The following is a 15,444-nucleotide window of genomic DNA, read 5'->3' on the forward strand; positions in this document are numbered from 1 at the left end:
GCGCAGTGCGGATGGGGTGCGGTGCGGGTTGGGTGCGCGGGTGCTGCGGATACGGGTGTGGTGCGGTGCGGTGCGGGGGCGGTGCTGTCGCCGTGCGCTGCGCTGCGGATGGGGTGCGGTGCGGGTTCGGTGCGCGGGTGCTGCGGATGCGGGGCGGTGCTGGGGGGCGTTCGGGGAGGTGGTACGGGCCGGGGTGTGCGGACCGGGGGCGGAAGTCCCCCTGTCCGGCGGTCCGGTGGCCTGCGGGCCGCCGCCCCGGGCCGATCCGCCGGTCGGCCGCCGGGGCCCGCAGACCACCGGGTTCGTGACCCGGTCGGCCCGCCGGGCGCTACGAACCGATCGGTCCGTGGAACATCGGCCCCCCGGGCTCGCGACGGGGCCGGCCGTCGGCCGGCCCGCGCACCGACCGCCGCCGTCCGGCGGAACGGGGGTCCGCTGCACCGGAGCCGTCGGGCCGGTGGGCCCGCTCGGCCATGGGCCCGGGGCTGCTGCGAGCCGCGGACCTAACGGATCGCGGCCGGCAGGCTGACCGGTCCACCGGACCGGCGGCCGGGCGTGAACCGCCGTATCGCGGGGGCGGCCGGGGATCTACCGGGACCGTGGGGTCAGGGGCGACAGGGGGCCGGACAGCGGCCCGGACACTGGCCCGGCGCGGTGCAGGGGCCGGGGGTGCGGAGCCGCGGGGCGAGGCGTTCGTTCGCGGACATGTCCCGGAGCGTGTCAGCGCCTCCGACCCGGGTCAACCCCCGTCCGCGGCCACCGGACGCGCCTCTCGCCGGCTCTCGCGTCCACCCCGTACACCCCCTACGACCTGCCCTTTCACCCGTACTCCGCCTCACGCCCCACCCCGCCCCCGCGGCCGAAAACCGTGGCTGGATTTCATGCCCCCGCAATGCGGCCGCCACGCGTTCGCCGGATCCGGCCCGGGCCGCGCCCCCACCCCCGCCCCGCCGGGCCCGGCGAGGCGCGGCGCCGGGCGCCCCGGGGTCGGTGGGACATGTCCTGAGCGGGCGCGTCGCCGGACACCCCCGGGCACCGGCCCCGGATGCGCCGCCGCGGATCTCCCCGCACGGCAGCCCGACCCGCCAGGCGACCCGCCGCCGCCCAGGGCCACCGGGACGCGCGCCTCACCAGACGGAGCTCCGCCCGGTGCCGTGCCGGACGGACACCCCCGGGCACCGGCCCCGGATGCAGCCGCCGCGGATCTCCCCGCACGGCGGCCCGACCCGCCAGGCGACCCGCGCGGTGCCGGACGCCGCCCGTCGAGCACCCCGCAGGGGCTCGGTAGGGGAACCGGCATCATCGGGGGACGTACCCCGCCCCCGAGGAGACCGAGTGACGCGTATGGCCGGTGACAGCCGGACGGCCGCCAATGCCGCCGCCGTGCTGCGGACGGTGCTGGACCACGGACCGGTCGCGCGCAGTGACATCGCCGGGCACAGCGGGCTGAGTGCGGCGGCCGTGTCGCGGCAGGCCACCGGGCTGCTCCGGGCCGGGCTGCTGCGCGAGCTGGCCGGGCCCGGCGGCGGGGTGGGGCGGCCGCGGGTTCCCCTGGACCTGCACACCGGGGCCGTCGGCGGGCCGGTCGCCGCCGGCCTGCACATCGGTGTGCCCGCCTCGACCTTCAGCCTCGTCGACCTGCGGGGCCGGCTGCTGGCCCGGCGGGCCTTCCCCCACGAGGGGCGGGACCCGGCCGGGCTGTCCGGCGAGATCACCGCCGAACTGCGCCGCTTCCTCGCCGCGTTCGACTCGGGGCGGCCGCTGCTCGGGCTCGGTGCGGCACTGGGCGGCTGGGTCCGGCCCGACGAGGGCGTCGTCGTACACCACCCCGTGCTGCGGTGGCGGCGCAGGCCGCTCGCCGCCGAGCTGTCCGACGCACTCGGGCTGCCGGTGCGGATCGACAACCACGCCCGGGCGGTCGCACGGGCGGAGATCCTGTTCGGCCGGCCCGAGGCCCGCCGGAGCCTGGTGCACCTGTTCATCGGCAACGTCGTCGACGCCGCGTTCGGGACCGAGGGGGCCGTGCACCAGGGTCCGGGCTCCGCGGCCGGCGACGTGGCGCACCTGCCGGTGCCCGGGGCGTCCGTCCCGTGCGCGTGCGGACGTACCGGCTGCCTGCAGGCGACCGCGTCCGACACCGCGCTCGGCGCCGAGGCGGTGCGCCGCGGCATAGTGCCGGACCCGTCCGTGCCGCTGCTGGTGGACGCCGCCGCCACCGGCGACCCGCGCGCCGACCTGCTGCTGCGCGAACGGGCCCGGGCGGTGGGCCGTGCGGCGTCCCTTCTGTTGGATGTCTTCAATCCGGCGGTCATGGTCGTGACCGAGCTGGCGAGCGTCCTGCACGAGGGGTACCTGGAGGAGCTGCGGGCCGCCGCGATGGAGCTTTCGCACGTCTGCGACGACCCCGAACGGATCGTGGTCCCGCACGCCGGTCCGGCCGTGCTCCCGGAGGCCGCCGCAACCGTGCTGCTCAGCCGGGTGTTGCAGGATCCCCTCGGCACGGTCCGAGAGGGGGAGATCACACCCGTCGGTATGGTGCCACCTGAGCGCACTCCCCTACATTCGAGCCATGACGGTCCTGCCTGACGACGGGCTCTCCCTGGCCGCCGAGTTCCCTGACGCGACGCATGAGCAGTGGCAGCGCCTTGTAGAAGGCGTACTGCGCAAGTCGGGCAAGGAAGCATCCGGCGAGGCTGCAGAAGATGCGCTGTCCACCCGACTCGAGGACGGGCTCACCACCCGCCCGCTGTACACCGCGCCGCCCGACGGGACGGTTCCCGACACCGGTTTCCCCGGCTTCGCCCCCTTCGTCCGCGGAGGCAGGCCGGAAGGCACCACCGCGAACGGCTGGGACGTGCGCCAGCGCCTCGCGGGCACCGATCCGCAGCGCCTGAACGAGGCGGCCCTCGCCGACCTGGAGAACGGGGTCACCTCCCTCTGGCTCACGGTGGGCCGCGGCGGCATCCCGGCCGACGGTCTCGCCCGCGCCCTGGACGGCGTCTACCTCGACCTCGCCCCGATCGCCCTGGACGCCGGCGCCGACTACGCCGAGGCCGCCCGCGCCCTGCTGGACCTGTTCGCCGACCGCTCGGTGGCTCCGGAGGCCGTGCGGGCCTCCCTGGGCGCCGACCCGCTGGGCCACGAGGCCCGCACCGGCGAGGCGCTGGACACGGCCGCCGCCGTCGAGCTGGCGCGGGAGGCCGCCGCCGGTCTGCCGGGGGTGCGCGCACTGACCGTGGACGCCCTGCCGTACCACGAGGCCGGCGGCAGCGCCGCCGAGGAGCTGGGGCTGTCGCTGGCCACCGGCGTCGCCTACCTGCGCGCCCTCTCCGCAGGTGGGCTGAGCGTCACAGCCGCTCTCGGACAGCTGGAGTTCCGCTACGCCGCCACCGCGGACCAGTTCCTCACCATCGCCAAGTTCCGTGCCGCGCGCCGGCTGTGGGCGCGGATCGCCGAGGCCTCGGGGGCCCCGGAGGCCGGTGCCCAGCTCCAGCACGCCGTGACCTCGCCGGTGATGATGACCCGCCGCGACCCGTGGGTGAACATGCTGCGCACCACCGTGGCGTGCATGGCCGCGGGCGTCGGCGGCGCCGACTCGGTCACCGTGCTCCCCTTCGACAACGAGCTGGGCCTGCCGGACGCCTTCGCGCGCCGCATCGCCCGCAACACCTCCACCATCCTGCTGGAGGAGTCGCATCTGGCCCGGGTGATCGACCCGGCCGGCGGTTCGTACTACGTCGAGCGCCTCACCGACGAACTCGCCCACGCCGCCTGGGAGTTCTTCCAGACCCTGGAGAAGGCCGGTGGTCTGGCGGCCGCCCTGCGCTCCGGGACGGTCGCCGAACGGCTCGCCGCCACCTGGGCGGAGCGTTCCGAGAAGCTGGCCAAGCGCCGCGAACCCATCACCGGTGTCAGCGAGTTCCCCCTGCTGTCGGAGAAGCCCGTCGTACGCGAGCCCGCGCCCGCCGCTCCCTCGGGCGGCCTGCCGCGCGTACGGCGCGACGAGGCGTACGAGGCCCTGCGCGCCCGCAGCGACGCACACCTGGCGGCGACCGGCGCCCGGCCGAGGGTCTTCCTCGCCGCGCTGGGCCCGGCGGCCGCGCACACCGCGCGCGCCACCTTCGCCTCGAACCTGTTCCAGGCGGGCGGCATCGAACCCGTGCACGACCCGGTGTCGGTGGACCCGGCGACGGCCGCCGAGGCGTACGCCGCGAGCGGCGCCGACGGCATGGCCGTGCTCTGCTCCAGCGACGCGCTGTACGAGGAGCAGGCCGCGGCAGTGGCCGAGGCCCTGCGTGCGGCGGGCGCCACGACCGTCTTCCTCGCCGGCCGGCCGGGCACCGCAGAGGCATCCGTGGACGAGTACGTCTTCGCCGGCTGTGACGCCGTCGCCGTGCTGTCCTCCGTACTCGACCGGATGGGAGTGCCCGCATGAGCATCCCCGATTTCTCCGAGCTGGCGCTCGACCCGACCGCGGCCCCCGGGGTGACTGAGGAGCAGTGGCGCTCGTCGGTGAAGGAGTCCACCGGCACCGCGGCCGCCGACCTGCTGTGGGAGACGCCCGAGGGCATCGGTGTCAAGCCGCTGTACACCGGGCGGGACGTGGAGGGCCTGGACTTCCTTCACACCTACCCGGGCGTGGCCCCGTACCTGCGCGGCCCTTACCCGACGATGTACGTCAACCAGCCCTGGACGATCCGGCAGTACGCCGGCTTCTCCACGGCCGAGGAGTCGAACGCCTTCTACCGGCGCAACCTCGCCTCCGGCCAGAAGGGCCTGTCGGTGGCCTTCGACCTGCCGACCCACCGCGGCTACGACAGCGACCACCCGCGGGTGACGGGCGACGTCGGCATGGCGGGCGTGGCGATCGACTCGATCTACGACATGCGGCAGCTGTTCGACGGGATCCCGCTGGACAAGATGTCGGTGTCGATGACGATGAACGGCGCGGTGCTGCCGGTCCTCGCGCTGTACATCGTGGCGGCGGAGGAGCAGGGCGTCTCCCCCGACAAGCTCGCCGGGACCATCCAGAACGACATCCTCAAGGAGTTCATGGTCCGCAACACCTACATCTACCCGCCCAAGCCCTCGATGCGGATCATCTCCGACATCTTCGCGTTCACGTCGCAGAAGATGCCGCGGTACAACTCGATCTCCATCTCCGGCTACCACATCCAGGAAGCGGGGGCCACGGCCGACCTGGAGCTGGCCTACACCCTCGCTGACGGTGTGGAGTACCTGAGGGCCGGGCAGGCGGTGGGGCTGGACGTGGACGCGTTCGCGCCGCGCCTGTCGTTCTTCTGGGCGATCGGCATGAACTTCTTCATGGAGGTCGCGAAGCTGCGCGCGGCCCGCCTGCTGTGGGCGCGCCTGGTCAAGCAGTTCGACCCGAAGAACGCCAAGTCGCTCTCGCTGCGCACCCATTCGCAGACCTCGGGTTGGTCGCTGACCGCGCAGGACGTCTTCAACAACGTGACGCGCACGTGCATCGAGGCGATGGCGGCGACCCAGGGCCACACCCAGTCGCTGCACACCAACGCCCTCGACGAGGCGCTCGCGCTGCCGACGGACTTCTCGGCGCGCATCGCCCGCAACACCCAGCTGCTGCTCCAGCAGGAGTCGGGAACCTGCCGGTCGATCGACCCGTGGGGCGGCAGCGCGTACGTCGAGAAGCTGACGTACGACCTGGCGCGGCGGGCCTGGCAGCACATCGAGGAGGTCGAGGCGGCCGGCGGCATGGCGCAGGCCATCGACGCGGGCATTCCGAAGCTGCGCGTCGAGGAGGCCGCGGCGCGTACGCAGGCGCGGATCGACTCGGGCCGTCAGCCGGTGATCGGCGTGAACAAGTACCGCGTGGACAGCGACGAGGCGATCGAGGTCCTCAAGGTCGACAACTCCTCGGTGCGCAGCCAGCAGATCGCCAAGCTGCGGCGGCTGCGGGAGGAGCGCGACGAGGCGGTCACGCAGGACACCCTGCGGGCGCTGACGAACGCCGCCGAGCGCGGCGACGGCAACCTGCTGGCGCTGGCGGTGGACGCGGCGCGCGCCAAGGCGACCGTGGGTGAGATCTCGGACGCACTGGAGAAGGTGTACGGACGGCACGCGAGCCAGATCCGTACGATCGCGGGCGTGTACCGAAACGAAGCAGGCGAGTCCCCGTCGGTGGAGCGCACCCGTGCGCTGGTGGACCGGTTCGAGGAGGCGGAGGGGCGTCGTCCGCGCATCCTGGTGGCCAAGATGGGCCAGGACGGGCACGACCGCGGCCAGAAGGTGATCGCGACCGCGTTCGCCGACCTGGGCTTCGACGTGGACGTCGGCCCGCTGTTCCAGACTCCGGCGGAGGTGGCCCGCCAGGCCGTCGAGGCGGACGTCCACGTGGTGGGCGTCTCGTCGCTGGCGGCCGGCCACCTGACCCTCGTACCGGCGCTGCGCGAGCAGCTGGCGGAGGAGGGCCGCGAGGACATCATGATCGTCGTGGGTGGGGTGATCCCGCCGGCCGATGTCCCGACGCTGCTGGAGATGGGCGCGACGGCGGTGTTCCCGCCCGGAACGGTCATCCCGGACGCGGCCCACGACCTGGTGACGCGGCTGGCCGCGGACCTGGGCCACGAGCTGTAGGCGGCCGCCTGTGCCGAAGATCGACATCGAGGCCTACGCGAAGGGGGTGCTCGACGGGAAGCGCGCGTTCATCGCGCGCGCGATCACTCTCGTCGAGTCCACCCTGCCCGCTCACCGGGCGCTCGCGCAGGGCCTGTTGACGGAGCTGCTGCCGCACGCGGGCCGGGCCCGCCGGATCGGCATCAGCGGGGTGCCGGGGGTGGGCAAGTCCACCTTCATCGACGCGTTCGGCACGATGCTGACGGGGCTCGGCCACCGGGTGGCGGTGCTCGCGGTGGACCCGTCGTCGACGCGCACGGGCGGCTCCATCCTGGGCGACAAGACCCGGATGGAGCGGCTGTCGGTGGATCCGGCGGCGTTCGTGCGGCCGTCGCCGTCGGCGGGCACGCTGGGCGGGGTCGCCAAGGCCACCCGCGAGTCGATGATCGTGATGGAGGCGGCGGGCTACGACGTGGTCCTCGTCGAGACCGTCGGCGTGGGCCAGTCGGAGACCACGGTGGCGGGGATGGTCGACTCCTTCCTGCTGCTCTCCCTGGCCCGTACGGGCGACCAGCTGCAGGGCATCAAGAAGGGCGTCCTGGAACTGGCCGACGTACTGGCCGTGAACAAGGCGGACGGCCCGCACGAGCGGGACGCGAAGGCCGCGGCCCGTGAGCTGTCGGGCGCGCTGCGGCTGATGCACCCGGTGGACGCGGCGTGGACGCCGCCGGTACTGACGTGCAGTGCGCGGGAGTCGACGGGGCTGGACGAGGTGTGGAACCGCCTGGAGCAGCACCGGACCCTGCTGGAGGCGGGGGGCCGGCTGGCGGCGAAGCGGGCGGCCCAGCAGGTGGAGTGGACCTGGTCGATGGTCCGCGACGAACTGCTGGAGCGCCTGCGGGCGGATCCGGCGGTACGCGACCTCGCGCCGGAGCTGGAGGCCGCGGTCCGGGCCGGCTCGGTCACCCCGACGTCGGCGGCGGACCGCATCCTGGCGGCGTTCGGTAACCCGGGGAACTGACCGGGTGACCGGGCGGCGCCCCCTGCCGGCGCCGCCCCGTCACCCGGTCATCCGAAGAAGACCCTCGCGGACGGCGGCAGCAGCTCGGCTCCGCGGACCCGGTCGCGGCTCGCGAGGATCTGGATTTCCTTCAGGCCCGGGAGTCCGCCCAGCGGCCCGATGTCGATACCGGTGTCGCCTTCCGGCGTGAACTTCCCCGGGAAGCGGCACTCGCCGAGCCCGGGGAACGCCAGCGGCAACCGGCGGATCACCATCCGCAGTACCTTCTCGCCGCACGTACCGTCCAGAGTGAGGCTGTACACACCCGGGAGCGTCATGCCCGCCGGCATGGCCCGGATCGAGGTGGCGGACACCCTGAGGCTGCCGAGGCGGGGCAGGCCCCGGATCTCCTGCCAGCCGGCGGCCGAGGCCGGACTGGACTCGGCATTGAGCACGAGGCGCACGAGCGCGGGGAGGGAACCGAGCCCGTCCAGTCCGTGCGCGGGGCTCGTTTCACCGCGTACCAGCAGTCCCCGAAGAGGGGCGCTCGTGGGCAGCGAGCGCGGAGACCAGCTCAGACCGGTGGGACCGTCCACGGTCAGCACCTCCAGGTGGCCCAGCCGGGCGACGGCGCGCAGGTCGAGATCCGGCCGGCCCGTCACGATGTGCAGTCGACGGATCGGCAGGCCGCCGATCGCGGAGAGGTCCGTCAGGTCCGGACAGCCGTCGATGTCGAGGGTGTGCAGGGCGGACTGCCCACGCAGGCATTCCAGACTGGACAAGGTCGCTTCGCCCGCGAACGTGATTGCCTGGAGGCTGTGCCGGCCGAGGTAGGCCGCCAGGGCCCCGCAGGACACGCCGCTCCTGACGATCAGGCCCTCCGGCCGGACGGCGAGACGTTCCAGCTGGTCCAGCTGGTCGTCGGACCGGACGGTGTACTGCAGACCCGCCGGATCCAGCTGTGCGACGACCTCGTCGGCGTACTCGGCGCTGTCGAAGCGCGGCCAGGCCAGCAGGAGTTCGGACCGGACCGGCGGCCAGGGGTGTTCCACGAACTGCGCCAGGTAGGACACGGCGGAGTCCGAACCGACCCTGGAGGCCGCGATCACCACGTGGTACGCGTCCATGTCGTCGAGCTTCTCCGGGCCCGGGAGCAGGCTCAGGAGCAGCGGGCCGACCTTCGCCAGGGCGCGGGCCTCCTCGGCGTTCGCCGGGGGGACGAGGGTGGCGGTGCGTGCTTCGACGGCCGCGCGTACTTCGGGGTCGAGGGTGGTGGCGTGCTCCAGGCAGACGGCGGCGAGCAAATAGATGCGGGCGCGGGTGCGCTCGTCGGAGGAGTTCTCGCCGCGGGCGAGGAGGTCGCGGATGATGGTGACGCGTTCGGCGGGGCGGGCGAGGGCGACCGCCATCCGGATGACGTCCTCCCACTGGTCATCGTCGGCGTGGCCGGTGAGGAGCCCGAAGTCGCCTTCCTCGACCGCGGCCCGCGCGCCCAGGAAGTCCTGGAAGGTGCGGTGGACGAACTCGACCGTGCCGGGTCCCGGTTCCCTCAGGAGCCCGCTGCGCTGGAGGAAGTGCTCGAAGACGACGGGCGCGTCACCCAGGGCGGCCGCTTCCTGGACCGCGGGCAGTGCGCGGGCGATGATCTCCTCGGCGCGGGAACGGTCCATCTCCGTGCGGCCGTTTTTGATCAGCCAGTACGCGAGGCGTTGCAGCAGGTCGAGTTGCGGCTCCTCCCGCAGGTCCGGGACGTCCATGTCGCGTTCGCGGTCGCGGCGGCTCAGCAGCATGGACAGGGCGGCCTCGTACAGGTCCTTGCGGCCGTGCGGGAGGTAGCCGTTCCGGTCGCGGTGGAGGGCGCAGATCAGGCCGCACATCAGGGGGTTGGTTGCCAGGCGTCCGAGGTCGGGCTTGGTGCGTACGGCGGTGAGGAGCTGGCTCTCGTACGTCTGGAGTGTCGCGTCCGCGTCCGCGCCCTCGTGGGCGGCGGTGTGCCAGCGCCGGATGAACGTGGCGACCTCTGCCCGGCCCATGGCGGACAGGGTCAGCTCGGTGAAGTCCTCCTCGGCGAGCCAGTCCGCGCCGACGGCGGAGGGGCGCGAGGTGACGAGCCAGTGGTTGTCCCCGCCGTAGGCGTCCATCAGGTCCCGCAGCCAGCCGCGGGTGCGTTCGCGTTCCGTGTCGGGGATCTCGTCGATGCCGTCGACGAGGACGAGGCCGCGGCCGGCCAGGAGGACGCGGTGGGCCCAGCCGTCGGGCTGGGCGGACATGAGGGGACAGCCGGCGGCGGTCAGGAAGTCCCGGGGAGCGGGCAGCCGTTCGCCGTGGCGGGTGAGCATGCGCAGTGGCAGGACGAAGGGGATGCGGTCGTCCAGGTACTCCGTCTGCGGGGTGAGGTCCTGCCGGGCGGCGGTGACGGCCAGCCACTGGACGAGGGTGGTCTTACCGGACCCGGCTTCCCCGCGGAGCAGTACCCGAGGGTTGTCGGCCAGGGCCTGGTCGGCGGGTCGCGGCACGAGGGTCTGGAACAGCTTCCGAAACGCCCGGTCAAACTGTTCCCGGTCCAGTCTGTGGTCCGCCGAAAGCCCGGCGCCCGCCTCCTCGGCGGACCGGCTGCCTTCCGGCGGCTGCGAGAGTACCGCCCGTGTCTTCCGCGCCGCCTGGGCAAGCGACTGGGCCGCCGAGAGCCGTGCGATGGATGCCGACGTGATCACGTCTGTGACGGCACCGCACTCGCTCTGCTCCGCACCGGCCGGACCCGGGTGGCTGCTCCTCGTCCGCCGAGAGCGCGCGAGCGGCGCCGCCTCCAGGCTCAGGTATGCCGCGTCCAGGGGCCACCGTGTCGGGGAGTTGCTGAGGTCGATGCCGTAGATGGTCAGCTTGCCGTGCTTCTTCTCAACGTACGGGAGGTACATCTGCTCGAACGCGGCGTCCTCGGCTCCGGGTAGCGGGTCGCGCCGGATCAGCTCGTCGACTTTGGCGGTCAGTTCGGCGATCCCACGGGTCTGCTCCACCATGGCGTGGGCCACGAAGGTCGAGCGCTGCGTGAAGAACTGCAGGATGTGCAGGCAGGCGGCGTCGACGAGGCGCTCGTAGAAGTACGTGGCGTCGGCGGTCAGCTCCCGCTCGGGGTGGCCGCTCACGGCGCGCAGCTCGCGCGCGAAGGCCGCGGAACCGAGCCGGACGGCGTCCAGGTCGCTCATGGTCAGGTCACCGAGGCCCCGCAGGGTCTGCGCGAGGGCGTCGGTGACGGCTGGCTGTTCGTCCTCGGCGATCGGGCGCTCGCCCGTGCGCAGGGCCTGTTTCACCAGCTTGGCGGCCAGCGTACGCAAGTCGGATTCCGTCAGGGAACGCTTCTCGCCCGTGAAGGACACGTAGCCCGAGAGTCGGATCGGCCGGTCGACGACGCCGGCGCCTGCGCCCTCGCTGACGAACAGCTTCTTCACGAGGGGTCCGATGGCCGCCGAGGCCAGCCTGATGCCGATGGTGCCGGGCTCCATGCAACCCCCCGCAGCGTAGCGACCGTTGACCGGAGCCTAACGGTCGCCTACGCCGCCCGGGGCGTTATGCCTCGACGAGTACCGGGCCGGCCGGAGTGAGGGACTCGCGCAGGACGCGGACCTGTTCGGCGGTGTCGTCGGTGGCGAGGAGGGCGGAGAGGACCGCGATGCGGGCCTGTCCCGCGCGCAGGGTGCCCGTCGGAACGGCGCCGGCCGCGACGAGGTCCACCGCACCGCCGTGCGTGTAGATCTCGGTGACGGGCCCGGCCATGACGCGCGTGGTGAGGGCGACCAGCACCCCGCGGGCGACAGCGGCACGCACCGCTTCCACGATCTCCGGGGTGGCGTTGCCCGCGCCGGTACCGATGAGGACGATGCCGCGGGCGCCGGCCTCGACGGCGGCGTTCAGGAGCGCCGGGTCGGCGTCGGCGTGGTGCATCACCATGTCGACGCGCGGCGGGAGTTCGGGCATGGCGGGCAGCGGGAGCGCGGCCGGCCGCCGGGGCGTGCGCAGCATGGCGACCTTGCCGAAGCCGATCTTCCCGAGCAGTTCCTTGGAGGGGTCTGCGAACGCGTCCAGGTCCACGGCCTGCGTCTTCACGGTGCCGCGCGCGGCGTGGACGCGTCCGGCGAAGGCGATCAGGACGCCGAGCCCTCGGGTGGTGGCGGCGGTGAGCAGCGCGTCGTACAGGTTGCCCGGTCCGTCGCCGTCGGCGGTGCCCATGGGCCGCTGCGAGCCGGTGAAGACGACGGGGCGCGGGTCGTGGTGGTGGAGGTCGACCAGGAACGCCGACTCCTCCAGGGTGTCGGTTCCGTGGGTGACGACGATGCCGTCGACGCCGGGGTCGGCGAGCACCTCGTGCACGGTGCGCAGGAGGGTGAGCTGGTGGGCCGTGGTGAGGCGGGGGCTGTTCACGCTGAACAGGTCGACGACCTCGACGGTCATGCCCTCGGGCAGCGGCGCCGTGGCGATGACCTCGCTCCCGTCGGCGTCCGCGGCGAAGCCGGAGCCCTGCCAGCGGCTGGCTATCGTGCCGCCGGTGCTGATGACGACGATCCGTCCCATGCTGCGTGGCCGCCCTTCTCACTCGTACATTTGTACTCAAAGCAGCAATGATAGAGCGATCTGTGCGCAATATGCTTGCGTCTTCCTCCGACGGGGGCGAGGAGTCGTGGGCGATAATTGCGCCATGGACGCCATCGACCGCGATATCTTGCGCGAGCTCCAGGCCGACGGGCGGCTGAGCAACCAGGAGCTCGCCCAGCGCGTGGGGCTGACCCCGTCCCCGTGCATGCGCCGGGTGCGCCAGCTGGAGCAGGACGGGGTGATCCAGGGCTATCGCGCGGTGATCGACCCCGAAGCGGTCGAGCGCGGCTTCGAGGTGCTCGTCTCGGTCGAGGTGCGCCGTGACCGCGAGGCGGTCGAGGCCTTCGAGGCCGCCCTCCAGGACATCCCCGACGTGATCGAGGCCTACCGCCTCTTCGGGAGCCCCGGGTGCCTGCTGCGGATCGCGGTCGCGGACCTGCGCGCGTACGAGCGGCTGTGGATCGAGAAGCTGACCGCCCTCACGGGCATCACCGAGGTCAACTCGCAGATCATCATGAAACGCGTCAAGGAGCCGACGGGCCTGCCGGTCGACGGCTGACTGCCGTGATCGTCCGATGAGTGGCGATCGCTGTGGCGGGCGGCCTGTGACGACTTCCGGACCGTCGCGGAGGGCTCCGGGTCCCTCGACGCCCGGGTGGAGTTCAGGGACGGGGCCATGCAGCGGAAACGCCCGGGCGCCGACGGCTCTCGGGGCCGTCGGCGCACGGGCGTCGCGTTCCTGCGGAAGGGGTCAGCGCAGGGCGTCGGCCTCGTGTTCGCGGCGCCGCTGGGAGGGCAGGACGGGGGCGGTCCGGCTGAGCTTCTCGCCTTCGACGTCCATGTTCGGCAGCACCCGGTCGAGCCAGCGGGGCAGCCACCAGGCCGACCGGCCGAGCAGGGCGAACAGGGCGGGGACGAGGGCCATGCGGACGAAGAAGGCGTCGAAGAGGACGGCGATGGCGAGGCTGAAGCCGACCATCTTGACGAAGACGTTGTCCTCCATGATGAAGCCGGAGAAGACGCTGACCATGATGATCGCGGCGGCGCCGACCACCCGGCCGCCGTAGCGGAATCCGGTGACGACCGCGTCCTTGGGCTGCGCCCCGTGCACGTAGGCCTCCCGCATCCGGGTCACGAGGAAGACCTCGTAGTCCATCGCGAGGCCGAACACGACACCGATCATGAAGATCGGCAGGGTGCTCATGATCGGGCCGGGCTGTTCGACGCCGAAGAAGTCCCCGAGCCAGCCCCACTGGAAGACGGCGACGACCGCGCCGAGGGCCGCGCTCACGGAGAGCAGGAAGCCGAGGGCCGCCTTGAGCGGGACGAGCAGCGAACGGAAGACCAGGACCAGCAGGAGGAAGGCGAGGCCGACGACCAGACCCAGGTAGGGCAGCATCGCGTCGTCGAGGGTCTGGGAGAAGTCGATGAACAGGGCGGTCTGACCGGTCACCAGGATCTCGGCGCCGCCGTTGCTCGCGCCGAGGGTGCCGGCGACGCCCCTGATGTGTCCGACGAGTTCCTCGGTCTCGGTCTCGGTGGGGCCGGTCTTCGGGACGACGGTGAGCACCGCGGTGTCGCCCTTGTCGTTGGGCGTGGCGGGGGTCACCGTGGCGACGCCCTCGACCCCGGCGAGCTCCTTGCCCACGCCGCCGGCGGCGGTCGCCGCGTCCTTGGCCTGGACGGTGACCGTCAGCGGGCCGTTGAACCCGGCCCCGAAGGACTCGGACAGCATGTCGTAGGCCTTGCGCTGGGTGGTGTCCGGCGCCATGGTGCCCTCGCCGGGCAGGCCGAGCTGGAGGCTCGCGGCCGGTACCGCGACGGCGCCGAGGCCGACGACACCGAAGAGGAGGACGACGAGCGGGCGGCGGACCACGAACCGCGCCCAGCGGGTGCCCAGGTTGGGCTTGTGGCCCTTGGCGGCCCGCTGGTCGGCCTTGCGCTGCTGGCGCTCCGTGAGGGGCTTGCCGCTGTACTGCTTGCGGTCTCGGCGGGGCATGACCTTGATCGGCGCGAACCCGAGGAGGGCCGGGACGAAGGTGACCGCGATGAGGACCGCGACGGCGACCGTGCCGGCGGCGGCGAGGCCCATCTTGGTCAGCATCGGGATGTTCACGACGGTGAGGCCGGCGAGGGCGACGATGACGGTGAGGCCGGCGAAGACGACGGCGGAGCCGGCCGTTCCGACGGCCCGTCCCGCGGCGTCCTGGCGCTCGCGGCCCTCGGCCACTTCGGAGCGGTAGCGGGAGACGATGAACAGGGCGTAGTCGATGCCGACCGCGAGGCCGATCATCAGCGCGAGGGTGGACGTCGTGCTGGACAGACCGAGGGTGCTGCCGAGCGCGGTGATGGCCGCACCGCCGATGGCGACGCCCAGGATGGCCGTGAGCAGGGGCATGCCGGCGGCGATCATCGAGCCGAAGGTGAGGACCAGGACGATCGCGGAGATCAGGATGCCGATGCCTTCCGCGCCGCCGCCCGGTGCTCCGTCGACCTTGACGGCGTCACCGCCGGCCTCGACGACGAGTCCGGTGGCCCGGGCGTCCGCGAGCGCCTTGTCGAGGCCGTCGTGGGCCTCGTCCGTCAGCTTGAGCGCAGTCAGCTTGTAGGTGGCGACGGCATAGGCCGTGGTGCCGTCCTGGCTGATGGCGTTGGTCGCGAAGGGGTCGGACGCGGAAACCACGTCGGGTGCCTTGGCGAGCGCCCCGACGAGCGTCTCGACCTTGGCCTTCTGGGCGGGGTCGGAGAGCTTCTCGCCGCCGGGCGTACGGACGACCACGCGGGCGGTGGCGCCGTCCACGCTCATGGCCGGGAACTTCTCCTTCAGCAGGTCGAAGGCCTTCTGGGACTCCGTACCCGGCATCGAGAACGTATCGGCGGGCGGTGCCGGCGCGGTGGAGGCCGCGAAACCGACCCCGACCAGGACGGCGACCCACAGCAGGGCGACCAGGCCTCGTCGCCGGAAGGCGAATCGACCCACTTTGTAAAGGAAAGTGGCCATGACGAAAGGAACTCCTGTTTGAATGGATGTGCGAGCGGGAGCGGGGGTGGTTCCGGTGCGGCAGGGCGATCGGCTCGGCCGGCCGCGGGCCCGGCCCTACGGGGCGCCTTCGGTGACGCCATCATGGCACACTGATGGCGCCACTGTCGCGCCATTTCTGCGCCATGGGGCCGGAGTGGCCGGATGAGGCGGTGCTATGCCCGGCCGTAGGGGGCCTTCGGAGCGGGTGGCCAGAACCGGCCGGCCTGGTCGATCGCGG

Annotated in this window: 8 protein-coding genes; 5 read left to right on the plus strand and 3 right to left on the minus strand. The window is 72.9% G+C overall.

Annotation, left to right across the window (positions count from 1 at the left end; all coding sequences use genetic code 11):
* The first annotated feature begins 1,344 nt into the window (after nt 1-1,344).
* Genes AB0F82_RS32565 through meaB form a run of 4 tightly spaced genes read left to right on the plus strand, consistent with a single transcriptional unit; the run spans nt 1,345 to nt 7,618 of the window.
* Nucleotides 1,345-2,586 (plus strand): ROK family transcriptional regulator, encoded by a 1,242-nt coding sequence (locus AB0F82_RS32565; RefSeq protein WP_362634077.1) that lies wholly within the window; start codon nt 1,345-1,347, stop codon nt 2,584-2,586.
* Nucleotides 2,570-4,435, plus strand: a complete 1,866-nt coding sequence (gene mutA / locus AB0F82_RS32570; RefSeq protein ID WP_356811732.1) for a methylmalonyl-CoA mutase small subunit — start codon at nt 2,570-2,572, stop codon at nt 4,433-4,435. Before AB0F82_RS32565 ends, mutA begins: the two co-directional genes overlap by 17 nt.
* Nucleotides 4,432-6,618 (plus strand): methylmalonyl-CoA mutase, encoded by a 2,187-nt coding sequence (gene scpA, locus AB0F82_RS32575; RefSeq protein ID WP_362634042.1) that lies wholly within the window; start codon nt 4,432-4,434, stop codon nt 6,616-6,618. The genes mutA and scpA overlap by 4 nt, the downstream gene beginning before the upstream one ends.
* Nucleotides 6,619-6,628: 10 nt before the next feature.
* A complete protein-coding gene (gene meaB, locus AB0F82_RS32580) occupies nt 6,629-7,618 on the plus strand; it encodes a methylmalonyl Co-A mutase-associated GTPase MeaB (RefSeq protein WP_356811734.1) in 990 nt (329 codons plus the stop codon).
* Nucleotides 7,619-7,665: 47 nt separating this feature from the next.
* Here meaB and AB0F82_RS32585 read toward each other — a convergent pair whose 3' ends face one another.
* Both AB0F82_RS32585 and AB0F82_RS32590 read right to left on the minus strand, forming a co-directional pair.
* A complete protein-coding gene (locus AB0F82_RS32585; protein WP_362634046.1) occupies nt 7,666-11,097 on the minus strand; it encodes an NACHT domain-containing protein in 3,432 nt (1,143 codons plus the stop codon).
* A gap of 64 nt (nt 11,098-11,161) precedes the next feature.
* Nucleotides 11,162-12,163 (minus strand): asparaginase, encoded by a 1,002-nt coding sequence (locus AB0F82_RS32590; protein ID WP_356811737.1) that lies wholly within the window; start codon nt 12,161-12,163, stop codon nt 11,162-11,164.
* A gap of 124 nt (nt 12,164-12,287) precedes the next feature.
* Between AB0F82_RS32590 and AB0F82_RS32595 the strand changes: the two genes are divergently transcribed.
* A complete protein-coding gene (locus AB0F82_RS32595) occupies nt 12,288-12,743 on the plus strand; it encodes an Lrp/AsnC family transcriptional regulator (protein ID WP_362634049.1) in 456 nt (151 codons plus the stop codon).
* 192 nt (nt 12,744-12,935) lie between these two features.
* On the opposite strand, the gene AB0F82_RS32600 is transcribed toward AB0F82_RS32595, so the two are convergent.
* Nucleotides 12,936-15,185 (minus strand): MMPL family transporter, encoded by a 2,250-nt coding sequence (locus AB0F82_RS32600; RefSeq protein ID WP_362634052.1) that lies wholly within the window; start codon nt 15,183-15,185, stop codon nt 12,936-12,938.
* Nucleotides 15,186-15,444: the final 259 nt, after the last annotated feature.

It is taken from the genome of Streptomyces virginiae (genome assembly GCF_040638905.1).
GTDB classification, from domain to species: Bacteria; Actinomycetota; Actinomycetes; order Streptomycetales; family Streptomycetaceae; genus Streptomyces; species Streptomyces virginiae_B.